The organism is Pseudomonas sp. F220, from assembly GCF_057813935.1.
Genome location: NZ_JBVASJ010000029.1, coordinates 62,417 through 80,624, shown reverse-complemented (window position 1 = coordinate 80,624; position 18,208 = coordinate 62,417). Strand labels below are relative to the sequence as shown.

Annotated in this window: 15 protein-coding genes and 1 pseudogene; 7 read left to right on the top strand and 9 right to left on the bottom strand. The window is 59.2% G+C overall.

All coding sequences use genetic code 11. From position 1 onward, the window contains the following. Positions 1–527 precede the first annotated feature (527 nt). On the bottom strand, positions 528–2,015 hold the full coding sequence (locus ACZYSM_RS21655; protein ID WP_489074406.1) for an aldehyde dehydrogenase family protein: 1,488 nt from the start codon (positions 2,013–2,015) through the stop codon (positions 528–530). Between the two features lie 273 nt (positions 2,016–2,288). Between ACZYSM_RS21655 and ACZYSM_RS21650 the strand changes: the two genes are divergently transcribed. From ACZYSM_RS21650 to ACZYSM_RS21640, 3 genes are all read left to right on the top strand, one after another. Continuing rightward, positions 2,289–3,458 (top strand): p-hydroxyphenylacetate 3-hydroxylase oxygenase component, encoded by a 1,170-nt coding sequence (locus ACZYSM_RS21650; RefSeq protein WP_489074404.1) that lies wholly within the window; start codon positions 2,289–2,291, stop codon positions 3,456–3,458. A 62-nt stretch (positions 3,459–3,520) separates the two neighbouring features. Beyond that, positions 3,521–4,477, top strand: coding sequence for a p-hydroxyphenylacetate 3-hydroxylase reductase component (locus ACZYSM_RS21645; protein WP_489074402.1), 957 nt, complete (start codon positions 3,521–3,523; stop codon positions 4,475–4,477). A 317-nt stretch (positions 4,478–4,794) separates the two neighbouring features. Then, entirely contained in the window at positions 4,795–5,700 is a 906-nt protein-coding gene (locus ACZYSM_RS21640; RefSeq protein WP_489074400.1) for a methyl-accepting chemotaxis protein, read from the top strand. A gap of 39 nt (positions 5,701–5,739) precedes the next feature. Here the strand turns inward: ACZYSM_RS21640 and ACZYSM_RS21635 are convergent, their stop codons facing one another. Beyond that, positions 5,740–7,068, bottom strand: coding sequence for an alginate export family protein (locus ACZYSM_RS21635; protein ID WP_489074398.1), 1,329 nt, complete (start codon positions 7,066–7,068; stop codon positions 5,740–5,742). A gap of 303 nt (positions 7,069–7,371) precedes the next feature. Here ACZYSM_RS21635 and ACZYSM_RS21630 point away from each other — a divergent pair, with 303 nt between their 5' ends. The 3 genes from ACZYSM_RS21630 (at position 7,372) to feaR (ending at position 10,516) form a co-directional block, all read left to right on the top strand. Then, positions 7,372–8,871 (top strand): APC family permease, encoded by a 1,500-nt coding sequence (locus ACZYSM_RS21630; RefSeq protein WP_489074396.1) that lies wholly within the window; start codon positions 7,372–7,374, stop codon positions 8,869–8,871. Continuing rightward, positions 8,852–9,436, top strand: a complete 585-nt coding sequence (locus ACZYSM_RS21625; RefSeq protein ID WP_489074393.1) for a DUF3156 family protein — start codon at positions 8,852–8,854, stop codon at positions 9,434–9,436. Before ACZYSM_RS21630 ends, ACZYSM_RS21625 begins: the two co-directional genes overlap by 20 nt. 117 nt (positions 9,437–9,553) lie before the next feature. Continuing rightward, positions 9,554–10,516: a transcriptional regulator FeaR gene (feaR, locus tag ACZYSM_RS21620; protein ID WP_489074391.1), complete on the top strand. Its 963-nt coding sequence runs from the start codon at positions 9,554–9,556 to the stop codon at positions 10,514–10,516. A 113-nt stretch (positions 10,517–10,629) separates the two neighbouring features. On the opposite strand, the gene ACZYSM_RS21615 is transcribed toward feaR, so the two are convergent. The 7 genes and pseudogenes from ACZYSM_RS21615 to ACZYSM_RS21585 form a co-directional block, all read right to left on the bottom strand. Then, the gene (locus tag ACZYSM_RS21615; protein ID WP_489074389.1) at positions 10,630–12,309 is read right to left on the bottom strand and encodes a thiamine pyrophosphate-binding protein; all 1,680 of its coding nucleotides are present in this window, start codon (positions 12,307–12,309) and stop codon (positions 10,630–10,632) included. 254 nt (positions 12,310–12,563) lie between these two features. Next, on the bottom strand, positions 12,564–13,346 hold the full coding sequence (locus tag ACZYSM_RS21610) for an SDR family oxidoreductase (protein ID WP_489074387.1): 783 nt from the start codon (positions 13,344–13,346) through the stop codon (positions 12,564–12,566). Continuing rightward, complete coding sequence (locus ACZYSM_RS21605) at positions 13,339–14,139, bottom strand: SDR family NAD(P)-dependent oxidoreductase (RefSeq protein WP_489074385.1); 801 nt, start codon at positions 14,137–14,139, stop codon at positions 13,339–13,341. The genes ACZYSM_RS21610 and ACZYSM_RS21605 overlap by 8 nt, the downstream gene beginning before the upstream one ends. Beyond that, complete coding sequence (locus tag ACZYSM_RS21600; RefSeq protein WP_489074383.1) at positions 14,132–14,953, bottom strand: molybdenum cofactor biosynthesis F family protein; 822 nt, start codon at positions 14,951–14,953, stop codon at positions 14,132–14,134. Before ACZYSM_RS21600 ends, ACZYSM_RS21605 begins: the two co-directional genes overlap by 8 nt. Before the next feature lie 99 nt (positions 14,954–15,052). After that, positions 15,053–15,693: pseudogene (locus ACZYSM_RS21595) on the bottom strand (helix-turn-helix transcriptional regulator). 54 nt (positions 15,694–15,747) lie between these two features. Beyond that, the gene (locus ACZYSM_RS21590) at positions 15,748–16,113 is read right to left on the bottom strand and encodes a cupin domain-containing protein (protein WP_489074381.1); all 366 of its coding nucleotides are present in this window, start codon (positions 16,111–16,113) and stop codon (positions 15,748–15,750) included. A 52-nt stretch (positions 16,114–16,165) separates the two neighbouring features. Further along, positions 16,166–17,464 carry an NAD(P)/FAD-dependent oxidoreductase gene (locus ACZYSM_RS21585; RefSeq protein WP_489074379.1) on the bottom strand — a complete coding sequence of 433 codons (1,299 nt, stop codon included), beginning with the start codon at positions 17,462–17,464 and terminating at the stop codon, positions 16,166–16,168. A 235-nt stretch (positions 17,465–17,699) separates the two neighbouring features. On the opposite strand from ACZYSM_RS21585, the gene hpaR reads away from it, so the two are divergent. Then, the gene (gene hpaR, locus ACZYSM_RS21580; RefSeq protein ID WP_489074414.1) at positions 17,700–18,122 is read left to right on the top strand and encodes a homoprotocatechuate degradation operon regulator HpaR; all 423 of its coding nucleotides are present in this window, start codon (positions 17,700–17,702) and stop codon (positions 18,120–18,122) included. Positions 18,123–18,208 lie beyond the last annotated feature (86 nt).

The window sequence follows — 18,208 nt, the reverse complement described above, 5'->3', positions numbered from 1 at the left end:
GCGCGATTAAAGGAAAGAACCATGAATTAAGGGCAGGAAAGGTCTGTTTTTCGACCGACGCATGATTTTTTGAACCTCAAGTAGCGAGGGCATGAAAAATCGGCGGGTACTTCAGACCTTCCTTAGGTTTCGATGGGTTGGAAGCTGGATTAGAGTCTCGTTTCCCGCTCTAACATTTGACTTGTTAATTTCTACTGAAGTTCATAAGTCCGCGAAAAAGCGACCCTAAGGTTAGTGCCAGTCAGTTAAGCGCAATCCCTGTGGGAGCGGGCTTGCTCGCGAAGAGGTAGTGTCACTCGACATTAATGTTTACTGACACACCGCCATCGCGAGCAAGCTCGCTCCCACAAGGTATTGCGGCGTTCAAATCCTTCACTGACAGGCATTAACCGCAAGGTCGCTTTTTTCGTTGTGGTCAATTCTTCCGCTCGCCAGGCAAAACCCTTCGCTCAGAGGTGCGGCTGACCTTGCGCTGTTTATCCGCACCAAAGGAACCAAGCATTTGCCCCTCTCTTGGCCAACCGTTATCAGTAGCGAATCATCACTGATTTGAGCTCGGTGTAGTCTTCGATAAACGCACTACCGAACTCCCGCCCTACGCCAGATGCCTTGATACCACCGAACGGCACCGCCGGATCGAGCAGGGTGTGCATGTTCACCCATACCGTGCCAGCCTTGATGGCGGGCACCATGCGCAGCGCCTTGCTCAGGTCGTTGGTCCAGAGGCTGGCACTCAGGCCATAAGGCGTGTTGTTCATCAGTTCGAGCAGTTCTTCTTCGGTGTCGTAAGGGAAGAAGGTGGCTATCGGGCCAAAAGTTTCCTCGTTGAGCAGGGTGTCATCAATGGTGTTGGCGAGGATCACCGTCGGTTCGACATAGCAGCCGGGGCGGTCGATCAGCTTGCCGCCGTGGATGATGGTGTTGTTTTCGGCGCGGGCCTTGGCGAAAAAACCTTCGAGCTTGAGTTGATGCTGGCGATTGGTAACCGGGCCGAATTCGGTGCGCTCATCCAGTGGCGAGCCGATGTTCAGCTTGCTCAGGCGTTGGGCCAGTTTGTCCATGATTGGCTCGATCTGCGAGCGATGGGCGAAGAAACGCTCGGCGGCGGCACAGATTTGCCCGGAATGCAGGAAACCCGCTTCGATTATTCCGTTGACCGCCTTGTCCAGGTCCACGTCCCGCAGGAAGCCTGCAGAGTTTTTGCCACCCAGCTCCAGGGTGGCGCGGGTCAACCCGGCGCCCATGGCACTCTGGCCGACGGCAATGCCGGTCGGCACTGAACCTGTGAACGAGACCTTGTCGGTGCCTGGGTGTTCGATCAGCCCCTTGCCGACCAGACCGCTGCCGGTCAATACGTTCAGCGCACCGGCTGGCAGACCGGCTTCGATGGCCAGTTCGGCGATCCGCAGGATGGTCAGCGGGGTGAATTCGCTGGGTTTGATAATGATGCTGCAACCAGTCACCGGCGCCGAGGCGAGTTTCCAGATGGCAATCATCGTTGAGAAGTTCCAGGGCACGATGCCGACCACCACTCCGACGGGTTCGCGCAGGGTGAACGCGGTATAGCGTTCGCCGGCGAAGGAGGGCAGTGACGGGGTGATGGTCTGACCGCTGATCTTGGTCGCCCAGCCGGCGTAATAACGCAGGAAGTGGGCGGCCTGGTCGACTTCGAAGGCCCGGGAAATCTGGATGATTTTGCCCGATTGGCAGGTTTCGATCTGAGCCAGTTCTTCGCGGTTGCGCTCCAGCAGGTCCGCCAGTTTCAGCAGCACGTTGCCACGAATCGCCGGTGCGACCTGGGACCAATGCTTGAAGCCGCGGTTGGCCGATTCCACCGCCGCATCGATATCGACTGGATCCGCGTCGGCGACCCGGGCTATGACCTGGCCGGTGGCTGGATTGATCACCTCCAGCGTCTGGCTGGAATGGCTCTGAACGTAGCCGCCGTCAATAAACAGCGCATGGCTTCGACTGAGGAAGGCTTCAACTTGAGGCAGCAGTGGAATATCGCTCATGGGGTTTTCCTGATCGCGAACAAGAGAAAAACCCGAGGTTAATCCGTGGGGGCAGGTGTGGCTTGACTGTGGCTGCCGGGCTAGATGTCTGTGGCTGCCAGAGCCGTTCGAAGCCGGCGTGCGAGGCTTGGGTCATTACCTTTGAAAAGTACAATCTTGGCTCTGGAAGGTGCATGTTCTACCTGGATGGCTCGCTCCATACTGGCCCTGCATCCAGTGCTGCTCCTCGATTCTGGGAGGTGGCCGGACATCCAATAATAAGCAGGGCCATCCATGAAAAAGCCAAACCCGCTCCTCGAAGACCTCAAGTCCATTCTGCCGACCATCGCTGCCAATGCCTTTCAGGCCGAGCAGGACCGCAAGGTCCCCGACGAGAACATTGCGCTGCTCAAAGGCATCGGCATGCACCGTGCCTTTCAGCCGCAGAAGTTCGGTGGCATGGAAATATCGCTGCCACAATTTGCCGACTGCATTGCCTTGCTCGCAGGCTCCTGTGCCAGCACCGCCTGGGCCATGAGCCTGCTGTGCACTCACAGCCATCAACTGGCGTTGTTCTCGGCCAAATTGCAGCAGGAAGTCTGGGGCACTGACCCGCACGCCACCGCCAGCAGTAGCATCGCGCCTTTTGGCCGCACCGAAGAGACCGAAGGTGGTGTGCTGTTCAGCGGTGAAATGGGCTGGAGCAGCGGCTGCGATCACGCCGAGTGGGCGATTGTCGGTTTCCGCCGCAAGAATGCTGAAGGCGCCCAAGACTATTGCTTCGCGGTACTGCCGCGCAGCGCCTACCAGATCCGTGACGACTGGTTCGCTGCGGGAATGAAAGGCAGCGGCACCAAGACCTTGATCATCGACAGTGTGCTGGTGCCGGAACATCGCATCCAGAAAGCCAAAGACATGATGGAAGGTAAGTCCGCAGGCTTCGGTCTGTACCCGGACAGCAAGATCTTCTACTCGCCGTACCGTCCTTACTTCGCCAGCGGTTTCTCCACCGTGAGCCTGGGTGTGGCCGAGCGGATGCTCGAGGTGTTCCGCGAAAAGACCAAAACCCGCGTGCGCGCTTACACCGGTGCTGCGGTAGGTGCGGCGACCCCGGCCTTGATGCGCCTGGCCGAGTCGACCCATCAGGTAGCTGCGGCCCGGGCTTTTCTCGAGAAAACCTGGGAAGAACATGCCGAACACAGTGCACAGCAGCGCTATCCAAGCCGCGAGACCCTGGCGTTCTGGCGCACCAATCAGGCTTACGCCACCAAGATGTGCATCCAGGCGGTGGACCGTCTGTTCGAGGCGGCTGGTGGCAATGCCTGGTTCGAGCACAACGAGATGCAGCGTCTGTTCCGCGATTCGCACATGACCGGTGCCCATGCCTACACCGACTACGATGTCTGCGCGCAGATCCTCGGTCGCGAGCTGATGGGCCTGGAGCCCGATCCGAGCATGATCTGAGCTGGACCAGCACCCCATAACAACAATCAGGATTGCTCCTGGAAGCAGTCCGGGAGTCTTGCATGTCTGATAACAGTGTTTGCGCAGCATCTGAAACGACCTTCGACCCACGAGCCTTTCGCCGGGCACTGGGCAATTTCGCCACCGGGGTGACCGTGGTGACCGCTGCCACCGCATCCGGGCGCAAGGTCGGGGTAACCGCGAACAGCTTCAACTCGGTATCCCTCGATCCGCCTTTGGTACTGTGGAGTATCGACAAACGCTCCAACAGCCATGAGGTGTTCGAAGAGGCCAGCCATTTTGCGGTCAACGTACTGGCGGCAGACCAGATCGATCTGTCCAATAATTTCGCCCGGCCCAAAGAAGATCGCTTCGCCGAGATCGAATTCGAAGCGGGTGAGGGCGGCTCGCCGGTATTCGCCGATTGTTCGGCGCGTTTTCACTGCGAGAAATACCAGCAGGTGGACGGCGGCGATCACTGGATCATGATCGGCAAGGTGGTGGCCTTCGACGACTTCGGCCGCTCGCCGTTGCTCTATCACCAAGGCGCCTACTCCATGGTCTTGCCCCATACCCGCATGACCAAACGCGATGAAAGCCAACCGCCGAGCAGCCATTTCCAGGGGCGCCTTAGCCACAACCTGTATTACCTGATGACCCAGGCGGTGCGGGCTTACCAGTCCGGTTACCAGCCACGGCAACTGTCCACCGGCCTGCGTACCAGCGAGGCGCGGATGTTGATGGTGCTGGAAAGCGACGCCGGCCTGAGCCTGAATGATCTGTTGCGGGAGGTGGCGATGCCTGTCCGGGAAATTGATGAGGCGGTGGCCAACCTCAAGCGCAAAGGGTTGGTCAACGATGATGACAACCGCGTGCGCCTGACTGCTGCCGGTATTGAGCAGACCGAAGACCTTTGGGCGATTGCCCGCGAACAGCAGGACAAGGTATTCGCCGATTTCAGCGAAGAACAGATCGAAACCTTCAAGACGGTGTTGAAGCAGCTGATCAGCAATTGCTGATAGCGATCAGGTTTTTGCGGTGCCTCTGGGCGTGATGCCAGTCAGTTAAGCTTTTACGCGGTCCGTAGCAGCTGCCGCCAGGCTGCGTTCGGCCGCGCAGCGGTCGTAAATCCTGCCTCCACGGTTAACCTGAAAAACCGAGGTGTCTGATTTTACGACCGCTGCGCGGCCGAACGCAGGCTTCGCCAGCTGCTACGGGAATGTGCGGAGTTACTCGTGGCAGGCAGGAGCAAACGGTTCAGCAGCCTCGTACAAGCAATCACCGTCAGCTTGCTATCAGATCCAGTGTTTCGACTCGATGAACAAAGGACAGGCTGATGTTCTTCAAGAAACATAAGCAGCTGCAAGCGCTCACCGAGGCCTTGCAACTGGAACAGTTCACGCAAGAGAGCGCCCGATTCGCACAGCAACTGGTGTCGGCCGCAGAGTTGGCCAAGGATCAGGCCGCCCGATTGGAGCGCAGTGAGCAAGCGCTCGAAACGCTTCGCCAGCAACTGGAACAGGCCCGGCATCGCGAACAAACCCTTGAGATCGAGTTGAACCAGCACACTCAGCGGTCCCGCCAACATCAGCACGAGGCGCAGATCTGGGAACTGTTGCAGTCGACGTTGACTGAAGGGTGCTGGGATATCACCGTGGTCAACGGCGATGTTCAGGATCCAGCCAGCCGCATGCGGTTTTCCAACCAGTTCCGCCTCCTCATGGGCTATGCCCCGCAGGAGCTTCCCGACGGCTGGGACGCTCAGGTCAGCATCACTCAGCCTGACGATCTGCCGAAGATCATGGCGATCTTCGACCGGGAAATCCTCGGCACCCAAGGCAGTGGCGAGTACGTCTTTGAATACCGGATGCGCCACAAGACCCGTGATTATATTTGGTGTCGCGAGCGTGGCCGTGCGGTCCGTGATGAGCGGGGATGTTTGACCCGTGTAATCGGCGCGGTACGCGATATCAGCGATGAGCGTTCGGCCAAGGCCACCCATCAACAGATGCTTGAGCAGAATCGGGCGACCTATGGCCAGATCGCGACGGTGGTGGGGGTTATCAAGGGCATCGCCGACCAGACCAATCTGTTGGCCTTGAACGCCGCCATCGAAGCGGCCAGGGCCGGGGAGGTCGGGCGCGGGTTTTCAGTGGTGGCCGATGAGGTGCGCAAGCTGGCGGAAAATACCCGCCAGGCGACTCATCAGATTCAGACGATGTTGCATCAGCACAAGCAGTAACTCTATTCAGGAGCTGCGCAAGGCAGCTCCTGAAGGGGATCAGAAGGGTACAGCCACGGTCAGCTGGCTGTAGACGTTGGTGCCATTGCCGCCCACCTGGTTGCCGCCGTTGCTTTCATCTTTATTCGGCTTATACAGGCCCACCAGCGGGGTGACGATCAGGTGTTCGCTCACCGCCCATTCGGCATACAGATCCAGTTCGCGACTGTCGAGGTTCAGCGCGTCGCTCTTGTGCAGGGTCTTGTAGTCGAAAAACAGCACACCGATGGTCACCGGATCGACCGGCTTGAGCTTAAGCCCGACATGCTGGACCGAGGTGTTGCTGTTGAAGGGGCCTGAGTAGTTGGCGGCCACTTCGCCCTGGAACCAGGTGCCATAGCCACGGCTGACACCGTTGAACATCGAATCCCAGTTTTTCGAATAACGGCTGTAGCGATACGTCAGGTCCGGTGACCAGGGCAGATCGGCAAAGGTGTAGCCGGCTTCGGTGTACCAGGCTTTTTCCGGACCGGCATTTTTGTCCTGCCAGGCATATTCGAAGGCGAAGTGGGCATTCTCGATCCCGGCATTACCGGCGCCCCGCAGGCTGTAGATATTCATGCCTTCACGTTGCTTCTGGAAATCGCTGGCAAAATGTTCATCGACGCTAATGCCGTGGATGTAGGTCAGCCCCAGAGTACCCGGTGCGGCGGTGTATTCCAGGGTGCTGGCGGCCATCTCGGTCTTGGCCTGGGCGCGGTTGTCGGACTTGATCCACATCAGGCTGCCGTGAACGCCTTCTTTACCGCCCAGGCGCACGACCGCGGTCTCGTCGAAGGCGTGGCGAGCGGCCAGATAGTAGGCGCCGCCTCGGTTGAACTCACCGTCCGCAACGCCTTTGCCCAGGTTCAGGCCGTCATCATTGATGATGAAACCGTCGCCTAAGGTGATGATCTGGCGGCCGAACGACAGGTCCACGCCGTCTTTGCCGAGCACCGGGAACAGGTCGCCGGAACGCCAGCCGGCGAAGGCCTCGTCGAATTTGGTGGTGCGTTCCGTGCCGTCGGTGATGCCCGCCGCATCGCCGTCACCCCAGGTGCCGGAGCTGACCAGATTGGCGGTGCCGTAGACGCTGCCCAGGCGGCCCAGCGTTTGATCGACACTCAAACCGTACTTGATAAAACCTTCGCGCCAGCTGGAACCGCCGGTGGTGCCGTCGTAGTTTTTGCGGCTATTGAACATTCCGTAAACGGCCAGGAAATTGCCAGTGACCTTAGTGTCGTTATCGGCGTAAAGCTCGTAGGCCTGGGCCGACGAGTCGGCGATCAAGAGTGCGATTCCAAGGCCGATAGCCTTGGACAGCGATCGCGCTTTCAGCGTGTGCTCCATTGTTATTTTTCCCCAGCATGGTTGGACAGCAATTAGATCGAGTGCCCATTAGGACGACCGGGAGCGGGGGAAGTCTTTCATCTGCGTGCCAGATAATTGATCCTGTCAGCCAAGCGGTGAACGTTGGCAGGGAGCAACAAAAACGGCGGCAGACATGGGCAAGACGATCAGGGCGAGAGGGGCGCACAGTGATTCTGCACACGGCGCCGTTTCGATCAGGGACTGGCTGGGGAGGGCTTATCGCCGGCTCCTTGAACGGCTCGCTACATTCACAATAAAAATCCGCTTTCGAGGATCTGCACTATGTCGATCAATGACAGGCTCACCGAGCATTTGAACCGGGGCACGGTCGGTTTTCCCACCGCGCTCGCCAGCACCATTGGCCTGATCATGGCCAGCCCGGTGCTTCTCACCGCGACCATGGGGTTCGGCATCGGCGGCAGCGCCTTCGCCGTGGCCATGCTGATCGCCGTGGTGATGATGCTGGCCCAGGCGACCACCTTCGCTGAAGCTGCGTCGATCCTGCCGACCACCGGCTCGGTCTACGACTACATCAACTGTGGCATGGGCCGTTTCTTCGCGATCACCGGTACGTTGTCGGCCTACCTGATCGTCCATGTGTTTGCCGGAACCGCGGAAACCATTCTGTCCGGGGTCATGGCGCTGGTGAACTTCGAGCACCTCAACACCCTGGCCGAGTCGGCCGGCGGTTCCTGGTTGCTGGGGGTTGGCTTCGTCATTGTGTTCGGGATTCTTAATGCTTTCGGTGTCAGCGCCTTCGGCAAGGCCGAGATCATCCTGACCTTCGGCATGTGGACCACCTTGATGGTGTTTGGCGTGTTGGGTCTGATCGCGGCACCTGCGGTGCAACTGGATGGCTGGTTCGGTGAGTCGATGGTCGGCACTGACCTGATTACCATTCTGTCGCTGGTGGGCATGGCCATGTTCATGTTCGTCGGCTGCGAGTTCGTCACGCCCTTGGCGCCGGATCTGCGCAATTCGGCCAAGGTCATGCCCAAGGCGATGATTTTCGGCTTGCTGAGCGTTGCGACGTGCATGTTCATCTATGGCGCAGCGATGAAGCGTCAGGTGGAAAACGTGTTGCTCGATGCCGCCAGCGGCGTGCATCTGCTCGACACGCCCATGGCGATTCCGAAATTCGCCGAGCAGGTGATGGGCAATATCGGTCCGATGTGGCTGGGTATCGGCTTCCTGTTTGCCGGGGCGGCGACTATCAATACGCTGATGGCCGGGGTGCCGCGGATTCTCTACGGCATGGCGGTCGACGGCGCGTTGCCCAAGGTCTTCACCTACCTGCACCCGCGCTTCAAAACGCCGCTGCTGTGCATTCTGGTGGCGATGCTGATTCCTTGCCTGCATGCGCTGTATCTGGGCGGCAACACCGACAACATCATGCACCTGGTGCTGGCCGCCGTTTGTGCCTGGAGTTTTGCGTATCTGCTGGTGACGCTGTCGGTGGTGATTCTGCGGATCCGCCGTCCCGATCTGCCTCGGGCCTATCGCTCGCCGTTCTTCCCGCTGCCGCAGATTGTCTCCAGCATCGGCATCCTGCTGGGCATGTGGTTCATTACGCCTCCCGGCATGAATCCGGCGGACATCTATATACCGTTCGCTGTGATGCTCGGTTGCACTGCGGTGTACGCGCTGTTCTGGACTTTAGTCGTGCAGAAGGTCAATCCATTCAAGCCGGCTTCGGTGGAAGAAGTGCTGGCCAAGGAGTTTTCCAATGAGCCGGGGCATTCTCACAACGGGTATATCGACCATGCTGCAAAAACTGTCTGAGCTGTTCAGCGCCAGACGCGCTCCGGCCGGTTATCGGCCGGGGGTGACCCTCGAGCACCTACGACGCAATCTGGGCCTGACGCGTTTCGAGCAGATGGAGCCGACGGCGGCCCGGGCCTCCCTGGAAGATGGCAGCCTGCAATTGGAGATCGTCGAGCGCACCGAGTCGCAGTTGCTGATGCACCTGGTCATGACCGAGTTCGTGATCCGGGTGCCTGCCTTGCAGGGGGGCGCGGCAAGCTTCGAACTGCACCATAGCGGGGCTGTTCGACGGACCGGGATCCGCTGTCGGCAGCGTGCTGGAGACACCGCGCTACTGGCCGGGCTGCAGGCCAGGTTGCAGGAGGACAGCGCGCTGCACCAGGCCTTGATGCCGCTGGACTTCAAACACTTGCGGATCGATCTGGAGGGGCGTCAGTGGTGCGTGCGGCTGGAGCATATGGGCGGTAGTGAGGTGGTCAACCGGATGCCGGCCTTTCGCCGCTACATTGCCTTGAGCCGTGAACAGCGCACCTGGCTTCTCGAGGCCTTGAGCGGTTTGCAGCGGGTGTTGCGCACGCTCTGATTTGAGGTTTTGGCATCATTAGTGCTTTCACTCTGGCAAACAGGTACTTGTTGCGCGCATATAGATAACATGTTAACTATTGTGCAACAAAAACAAAAAGCCATTGTGGAGATACCCATGAGCGTCCAACAGGTTGTGCAAGACGGGCTGGAGACCTGGACCCGGGATCTGCGAGCTGTTTGCGGTCACTTCGACACTGAACTGGCCTTCAATCGTTCGCTGTTCATCGGTGAGGTTTCCAAGTTCTCCCGAGGCGGTCTGCCGCTGGCCAACCTGCGCACCAATGCGGGTCTCATCAAGCGCCACACTCCCAATCCCGACCACGATAACGACCAGCATTGTTTCCTGGTCAGCCAGCGTAGCGGATACGCCCAGATCACCCAGAATGGTCAGAGCATTCAGCTGGCCCCTGGGGATCTGCTGCTGATGGATTCGGCAGGCTCCATCGAAATCACCCCATTCGGCCTGATCGAACATGCCTCTCTGTCCTTGTCACGTAATGAAGTGTGCAAGCAGCTCGGCAGCCAACCCAAGACCTTCGGCAAGATTTCCTCGAGCAAGGCCTGCGGGCGGATGCTGCATGTCCTGATGGATCAGCTGTGTAAGGACAGCCTGGAGGGCGAGGGTGCCGTGGGCGAGGGCGAGGCCCTGCAGTGTGCGTTTGTTTCACTGCTCGGCTCGGCATTCGAGCAGGATCATGATTCGCGGGACGACAGAGCCTCGTTGCAGGGCAATAACCTGCGCAGCTATGTCCAGAAAGTCATTGATGAATCCCTGACTCAGCCCGGCCTGAGCCCGGTGGGCCTGGCCAATCGGCTGAACATTTCGGTGCGTCATTTGTATCGGTTGTTCGAAGAGCAGGACGATAGCGTCTGCCGCTACATTCAACGGGCACGGCTCAAACGCAGCGCCGATGACTTGACCAACCCTTTCCTGAGGACTGAATCGATCACCTCGATCGCCTACAAGTGGGGCTTCACCGATTCGGCGCATTTCAGCCGCTCGTTCAAGAAGCAGTTCGAGCTATCGCCCAAGGATTTTCGTTCCAGTCATTTGCAGCAGGCGGTGGGGGCGGCGTGAGCGGGTTCATAACGTCACTGTCGTTGTTGAAGACGTAACCTTGACGTGTTTTCAAAAAAAGGGCGCCTTGTCAGTCGTGAATCAGGCGCCCATAAGGGAGGATTGGTTGCCGTTTACTTTTTGCTTGATTGCTCTCTGATCTGAGTCAGGCTAAGTCGAGGTGTCAATGCTTCAGGATCGACTCTGACCTCAATCAAGGATGGCCGGGACATCTCAAGGCAGCGTTCAAAAGCTGGCGCAAATTCCGACGTTGTTGTTACCACCTCGCCATGGAGTCCATAGGCTTGGGCAAGTGCTGCGAAATCCGGGTTAAGCAATTCGGTCCCTGAAACCCGTCCTGGGTAGTTGCGTTCCTGGTGCATTCTGATGGTTCCGTACATTCCGTTATTGATAACAACGAAAATCACATTGGCACCATATTGCGCTGCCGTAGCCAGCTCCTGACCATTCATCAAGAAGCAGCCATCCCCTGAGAATGAAACCACCACTCGATCCGGACAGGTCAGTTTGGCGCACACAGCAGCAGGAACACCGTAGCCCATGGAGCCGTTGGTTGGGCCGAGCTGGGTGCGGTAGTGGCGGTACTGATAAAAGCGCTGCAGCCAGACGGCGTAATTACCGGCACCATTGGTGAGAATGGCGTCATCGGGTAGCCGCTGATTCAGCCAGCCAATGATTTCGCCCAGTTGAACATCGCCAGGGGAGGCCGGGCATTCCAGGTTACGCTGATAGTGATCGTTCAGTGCGCGCGTCCACTCACGGTGATTGTATGACGGGGCGGGCGCAAGCCGGGCGGCCATGGCTGCGAAACTCGACATACTGCTGTTAATCGCCAGCGATGGCTGGTAAACGCGTCCCAGCTCTTCGATACCTTGATGAACATGGATCAATAGTTGTTTGGGGACGGGGATATCCAAAGCAGCATATCCGCCCGTCGAGACCTCGCCCATTCGGGAGCCCACTACCAGCAGCAGATCGGCGTCCTTGACGGCTGAAGACAGTTGGGCGGATGCGGCGAATCCCAGATCGCCGACATAGTTCGGATGTCGATTGTCGAACAGGTCCTGGCAGCGAAAGGAGGCTGCAACCGGTAAGTTCTGCTGTTCAGCAAAAAGTTGAATGTCGCGCACTGACCCGGTATCCCAGCCACTGCCACCCAGCACCATCAATGGGCGCGCAGACTGCTTTAGCAGTTGCTGCATGGCGGTCATTTGCTCGGCTGCCGGCGTCATCGAAACGCGTTTGAATGGCCCTGCATCGGCAACTTCTGCCATTTCGGTCAGCATGTCTTCTGGCAAAGCGACTACGACAGGCCCGGGTCTTCCATTGACCGCACGATGGAACGCCTGACTGATCAGCTCCGGGATTCTGCGTGCGTCGTCTATCTGCACGACCCACTTCGCCAACGGGCCAAACATTTGACGAAAATCTACTTCCTGAAAAGCCTCACGATATTGCTGATCGCGAGCGACCTGGCCAATGAATAAAATCATTGGAGATGAGTCCTGGAACGCTGTGTGAACACCGATAGAGGCGTTTGTCGCGCCCGGGCCACGGGTAACGAAGCAGATACCTGGCTCTGCGGTGAGCTTGCCATACGCTTCAGCCATGTAGGCTGCACCACCTTCCTGGCGGCATACGACCAGATCAATTTCTTCGCGCACGTCATGCAGTGCGTCCAGTACCGCGAGGTAGCTTTCTCCTGGAACACAGAACGCTCTTTTGACGCCATGGACGCGCAAGGCATCCACCAAAATCTGACCTCCGCTACGACGAGAAATGGTTTTATTCATTGTTAGGCCTTCGCTCAAGATTGCGGGTTCGATAGTCAGCGGTGGCGGCAGTCGAATGATGTGGAGCCTGCCGTCATGACCCAGTCGTCCATCGGCACTTTTTTGTGGGACGCATTGGCATTTGGGTGTTCTTGGCTGCATAGATTTTTTTCTATGTAAGCGGGGAATGATGGGTCACGACAAGCGAAAAGAAATGACAGCATCATTCCGTAAACTCCTGAAGTCTCAACGTGGGGCTTCCGAGCCTGGCTAGTTCAAACCTCCGGCAAGGTCGACCCCCCATCGACCACCAGCGTCTGTCCGGTCATGTAGCTCGCCAGATCCGATGCGAGAAACAGCATGGCCCCGGCGATATCGGCCGCAGTGCCCAGTCGCCCCAGGGGCACACGGCTGGCGATATCGCTGTTGACCTGATCGTCCCCCAGATTGCCCATGGCAGGTGTTGCGATCATGCCGGGCTCGACGCCATTGACTCGTACATTGAGACCGGCCAGCTCCAGTGCGGCGTTGCGAATGAATCCGTTGACCCCTGCCTTGGACGCCGCATAGTGACTCAGCCCAGGATAGGCCACTCGCGGGCCAGTGACCGATGAGGTGACCAGCACGCAGCCCTGACCCTGACTGCGGAACATCGGCAAGGCTGCCTGGGTCAACCAGAACAACGCCGAGAGATTGACTGCCAGGGTGCGGTCGAGGATGGACGGGGTGATCTCGGCGAAGGGTGTCAGCGGGAAGTACCCGGCGTTGTGCACCAGAATATCCAGCCGACCCACACGTTGTTCCAGATCCTGAACCAGTTCGAACACGGCTGTTGCATCGGCCAGATCGACGCACACGGCTTCGACCCGACACGCCTGCCCGGACAATTCGACGGCCAGCGCCTGGGCCTGGGGCAGTTGCAGGTCGGCGATTACCACGCGTGCGCCGCGCAAGGCGAAGGCTTCGACGATTGCACGGCCAATGCCCTGTGCGCCACCGGTCACCAGTACGGTTTTACCGCTGAAGTCCAGATCTTTGAAAGCGCAGTCTTCAAGCATGAGCTTGCTCCATATGGGTATAGGCCAGGGTCGGCACATCGACGATGCTCGAACCGCCGTCGGCCACCAGGGTCGCGCCGGTGATGATCGAGGCCTCGCTGGACGCCAGGAAGCGACACACCCTGGCGATTTCCTCGGCGCTGGCGGGCCGGCGCAACGGCACATCGGCGCAGACCCGGTCATAGGCTTGCTGCAGCGTCTCGCCATAAAAATCCATCAGCGGCTGCATCTCCTGATCGGCCATGGGCGTGCGTACCCAGCCCGGGCAGACGGCATTCACCCGTACACCGCGCGGGCCGTAATCCCTGGCCAGCGAGCGGTTGAGGCCGAGCAGCGCGTGTTTGGCCGTGGTGTAGCCACAGACTTCGGGCCCTGCCGCCAGTGAGGCAATGGAACCGATCAGCACGATGTTGCCGGCACGTTCCAACAGCAGCGGCAGACAGGCCCGGGCACTGTAGAAGGCGCTGTCCAGGTTGCTGCGCAGCGCCGCTTCCCAGGTTTGCGGGCTGGTCTGGGTGGCGCTGCCCAGACCGTGGCCGCCGGCACAGGCCAGCAGCACATCGAGTCGACCGTAGCGCTGACGAATCTGCGCCACGAAACCTTCCCAGGTGTCTGGACAGGCGGCATCGCCGACCAGGACCAGGCCGCCGGTTTCCCGGGCAACCTGCTCCAGCGGCTCGCGGCGGCGGCCGATCAGCACCAGGTTGGCGCCTTCGGCTGCGTACAGCCGGGCGCAGGCGGCACCGATGCCAGTCCCGGCACCGGTGATTGCAACGGTACGTGGCTCAGGCATCGGGATACTCCGTCCGGTTGAGGACCTGGCAGTAAGAGCTGACCGGAAAGTTCGACAGTTCATCGAAGGACGACCCGGCATAACCGAAGATCTTGCCGTCGCTGCGGTGCTGTTGCAGGTCGATCAGCACCAGACCGAGGGTCGGGATAATCTTTTCGCGCCAGACGAACAGGTACAGCTCATCGGCGATCTTGTAGTAGTGGCAGCGGTCGGTGTCGCACAGGCCTTGCTCGACGCCCTTGAGGCACTGCCAGGAATAGAATTGATCGTTGAGGTAGATATGTTCGTAGACTTCGCTCGGGCTGTAGCGATACAGGTTGCGCAGGCCGGTCAGTTCACTGGTCGGTGCGTGAGGGCACTGGCCTTCCTGCCACGGACGATCGAGGCTGCCATGCAGGAAGTCCACCTCGACCGAGGTCAGGCTCTTGCCGGCCAGTGCGCGGCTGTAGAGGCCTTCACGGGTTTGCTCCTGGGTCGGCATGTGGCCGATCACGGCGGTGAACGAAGCGCTGGCGGTGTCGAGCACCAGGCTTACCGACCAGGCCTGACCACCTTCTCGCTTGATGAAATCGACCAGGTACAGACCGGGGCGCACCGAGGTTGCCCGATACGCTGCGGTTCCGCTGGAGTGACCATCGGTAGCGGTCCAGGACAGGGTTTCGCTGTCGAAACGATGCTCGATTTGCCAGCCGTTGGCGAAGTGCAACGTGAAGGTCTTGCCGTTCAGGTCGGCCAGGTTCGGCAGGATGAAGGCTTCTGGGGCGAAGCCGTCGGCCAGGGCGCCAACGGTGATCCAGTCAGAGGGTGTTGTCATTGTAATGCTCCGGTTGTGTGAAATAACAACGTGGAGCATGCGGTTCGCAGACGCGCTCGCCTATCAACCGGATGGTTGAGCCGGGCTAAAGAATCAGAGCTAGAGAAACAGCGTCCCCACCAGCTCGGTGCGGCTGCTGACGCCGGTCTTGCGAAACAGGTTGATCAGGTGGGTCTTGATGGTCGGCAGACCGACTTCCAGTTCCCGGGCCAGTTGCTTGTTGCTGGCGCCCTGGCGCAACAACAACGCGATCTGCCGCTCCTTGGGCGTCAGGCCGATCAGCGGATCTTCACAGGGCTGCATGTTCGCGACGGCCAGTTGCAGCAAGGACTGCAGGGCATTGAGTTGGGCGAATTGGGCGGTGGTGAAGGCGCCTTGTTCGGCGGTGCGTAACAACGAAATGGCGGCCTGAGGCTGGCCGGCGCGATGGGCGAGGATCTCCACCACATCGACAACGCCGTAGCGCTGCAGAAAATCCCGATAGCGCCGACTGTCCCGTGTCGGCTGTCGAGCCATGGCAAAACCCAGAGGCACCACGGCCAGCCCGCTGGACACGCAATTACGGGGTAGTAGTTGTCCAGATAGTCGCGATGCATCTCACTGCTCATGCCATGCAGCCGGAAATCACGGGCTTGCAGGTGCCGGTCGACACAGTAGAACGCCGCCTGACTGGCAGGAACGAGTTGAGTGAAAGCCTGCAGGCAATGGCCGGCGACTTCCTGGCTGGGGATGGCGTTCATGGTCGGTCACCTTCGCCAAAAGGGCTGCCGGTTGGAGCCGGCAGCCGGGATCGATCAGACCACAGCGAAGTAGTGTTTGACGAAGCTTTCGCTGACCACTTCCCAGAGCACAGGCGTGCCCTTGGTCACGAACCAGCTGTCACCGGCCTTGTAGCGAGTGCTTTGGCCGGTAGATTCGTCGGTCAGGACCACTTCGCCGGTGACCACGGTGGCTTGTTCGGCGAATGGATAGACCATCCGGAACTTACCCTGGGTGGTGCCGAAGTAGGCGCTGCTGACCGGGTCGGTCGGCGCGCCGAAGGTCATTTTGCCGAAGGCGTTGACTTCGCCTTCGAGGATCTCTGAGCCGAGGTCGGCGACGGTGCCCCAGGCGTCCAGTTCGGACAGCTGGATGTCTTTTTTGAGGGTAACAAGGGTCATGGCAGTTGCTCCTGATGAGTAATAAACAGAGAAGGGAAGAGCGCCTTGGCCGTCAGCGGCGCCCGTTCCAGTAACCCGAGAGCTGGTGCCAGGACTTGCCGGCGGTCAGCAACAATGGGCGGATCGCGTCTTTGCCGATGATGGTCGGGCGGTGGATCGAGCTGACCAGGTCATAGCGCGCTGAACCTTCACTCATGCCCTCGGCCAGCACCTTGCAGATAATGTGGCTCGGGGTGACGCCGAAGCCCGAATAACCCTGAACGAAGAAGGCGTTGCTGCGACCGGGCAGGGTGCCGATCTGCGGAAACAGATTCGGGCTGCAGGCCATCGGACCGCCCCAGGCCAGGTCGATTTTCACGTCTTTGAGGTAGGGGAAGATCTTCAGCATCAGGTTGCGGTTCCAGGCTTTCAGGTCCTGGGGAATGTGCTCGACCAGCGGTGTGGCCGCGCCGAACAGCAGACGGTTTTCGTTGGTGACGCGGTAGTAGTCGATCACCGGACGAATGTCGCTGTAGGCACCGCGAATCGGGCTGATGCGCTTGATCAATTCCTCCGAAAGTGGCTCGGTCATCATCTGGAAGGCATAGGTGTTGATGGTCGAGCGGTGCAGTTCGGGTTCCAGTTTGTTGAGGAAACTGTCGCAGGCCCACAGCAGTTTGCTGGCCTTGACCGAGCCGCGGCCGGTGCGCACGGTGATGCGCTCGCCATAACTGACTTCCAGGGCCGGGCTGTTCTCGAAAATCCGCACGCCGTGACCGGCCAGCGCCTTGGCTTCACCGAGCAGCAGGTTCAGCGAGTGAACATGACCACCGCCCATGTGCAACAGGGCGCTGCTATAGGCGTCGGAGCCGATGATTTGCTTGACGTCGGAACCGCCGAGAAAGCGAATCTCGTGTTTGCTGTTGATCGATTTGAAGTCTTTTTCCCAGGCGCGCAGGGTCTTTTCCTGGCGGGCGTTGAAACCCATGTAACCGTAGCCGTGGCAGAAGTCGGCATCGATGTCGTACTTGGCGATGCGGTCCTTGATGATGTCCGCGCCCAGGTCGCTGATCTCGAAAACCTGGCGCAGACCGTCCTCACCCACGTCCTTTTTGATCTTTTCCAGGTCGTGACCAATGCCGGCCATGATCTGCCCGCCATTGCGCCCGGTGCCGCCAAAGCCCAGGTAACGCGCCTCTAGCACGACGATATTGGTGATGCCTTTTTCGGCGAGCTCCAGCGCCGTATTGATGCCGGAGAAACCGCCGCCAATGATCACAACGTCAGCTTCCACATCCTGTTCCAGCGTCGGGAAGCTGAGATTGTATTTTTTGGTGGCCGTGTAATAGGTGGGCGTTTCGATATTGATCATGGCGCAGCCTGAAAAAGTGAAGGAAAACTCAAGCGCTCGGGACTTCGAGAAGCTCTGTACCGGATGACTCCTATTAGGGGCCCTGGCGGGGGGGATGTCTTGATTCTCTGTGCCGGGAGTTTTGATTCAGCGCGCCAGATCCCCTTAGAATCACAGAAGTTATAGCGCGCCGTGAGTTGGACGGTGGTAGAGTTTCGTTAAACTATTAACTAAATAAACCGTGATCCTGACCCCGATGCTTAAACCCCGGCAATCCCTGACCTTGACCTTATTGCAGGCCCGTGAAGCGGCCATGAGTTTTTTTCGTCCCTCGCTCAACCAGCACGGCCTGACCGAACAGCAATGGCGGGTCATCCGCATCCTCAGTCAGCACGATGAGCTGGAAATCTACCAACTGGCGGAACTGGCCTGCATTCTCAAACCGAGCATGACCGGCGTGTTGGTGCGCATGGAGGCGGCCGGCATGGTCCATCGACGCAAGGCCGAGCAGGATCAGCGCCGGGTGTTGGTGACCCTGGCCGAAAAGGGCGAAGAGTGCTTTGCGTCCATGAGCCAGTGCATGGAAGAGAACTACCAACGGTTACAGGCGCAGCTGGGGGAGGAGAAATTGCAGACGTTGCTTGGGCTGCTCAATGAGTTGAAGACCATCAAGCGCTGAACGCCAATGCAAACGCCGCCCCCCTGTAGGAGCGAGCTTGCTCGCGATGGACGTCAACGATGACGCGGGATTCCTGATACCCCGCG

What these genes read in the sequence shown, in the direction of transcription:
- ACZYSM_RS21655 (WP_489074406.1), bottom strand. Translation starts at nt 2,015, where the DNA reads ATGAGCGATATTCCACTGCTGCCTCAAGTTGAAGCCTTCCTCAGTCGA.
- ACZYSM_RS21650 (WP_489074404.1), top strand. Translation starts at nt 2,289, where the DNA reads ATGAAAAAGCCAAACCCGCTCCTCGAAGACCTCAAGTCCATTCTGCCG.
- ACZYSM_RS21645 (WP_489074402.1), top strand. Translation starts at nt 3,521, where the DNA reads ATGTCTGATAACAGTGTTTGCGCAGCATCTGAAACGACCTTCGACCCA.
- ACZYSM_RS21640 (WP_489074400.1), top strand. Translation starts at nt 4,795, where the DNA reads ATGTTCTTCAAGAAACATAAGCAGCTGCAAGCGCTCACCGAGGCCTTG.
- ACZYSM_RS21635 (WP_489074398.1), bottom strand. Translation starts at nt 7,068, where the DNA reads ATGGAGCACACGCTGAAAGCGCGATCGCTGTCCAAGGCTATCGGCCTT.
- ACZYSM_RS21630 (WP_489074396.1), top strand. Translation starts at nt 7,372, where the DNA reads ATGTCGATCAATGACAGGCTCACCGAGCATTTGAACCGGGGCACGGTC.
- ACZYSM_RS21625 (WP_489074393.1), top strand. Translation starts at nt 8,852, where the DNA reads ATGCTGCAAAAACTGTCTGAGCTGTTCAGCGCCAGACGCGCTCCGGCC.
- feaR (WP_489074391.1), top strand. Translation starts at nt 9,554, where the DNA reads ATGAGCGTCCAACAGGTTGTGCAAGACGGGCTGGAGACCTGGACCCGG.
- ACZYSM_RS21615 (WP_489074389.1), bottom strand. Translation starts at nt 12,309, where the DNA reads ATGAATAAAACCATTTCTCGTCGTAGCGGAGGTCAGATTTTGGTGGAT.
- ACZYSM_RS21610 (WP_489074387.1), bottom strand. Translation starts at nt 13,346, where the DNA reads ATGCTTGAAGACTGCGCTTTCAAAGATCTGGACTTCAGCGGTAAAACC.
- ACZYSM_RS21605 (WP_489074385.1), bottom strand. Translation starts at nt 14,139, where the DNA reads ATGCCTGAGCCACGTACCGTTGCAATCACCGGTGCCGGGACTGGCATC.
- ACZYSM_RS21600 (WP_489074383.1), bottom strand. Translation starts at nt 14,953, where the DNA reads ATGACAACACCCTCTGACTGGATCACCGTTGGCGCCCTGGCCGACGGC.
- ACZYSM_RS21590 (WP_489074381.1), bottom strand. Translation starts at nt 16,113, where the DNA reads ATGACCCTTGTTACCCTCAAAAAAGACATCCAGCTGTCCGAACTGGAC.
- ACZYSM_RS21585 (WP_489074379.1), bottom strand. Translation starts at nt 17,464, where the DNA reads ATGATCAATATCGAAACGCCCACCTATTACACGGCCACCAAAAAATAC.
- hpaR (WP_489074414.1), top strand. Translation starts at nt 17,700, where the DNA reads ATGCTTAAACCCCGGCAATCCCTGACCTTGACCTTATTGCAGGCCCGT.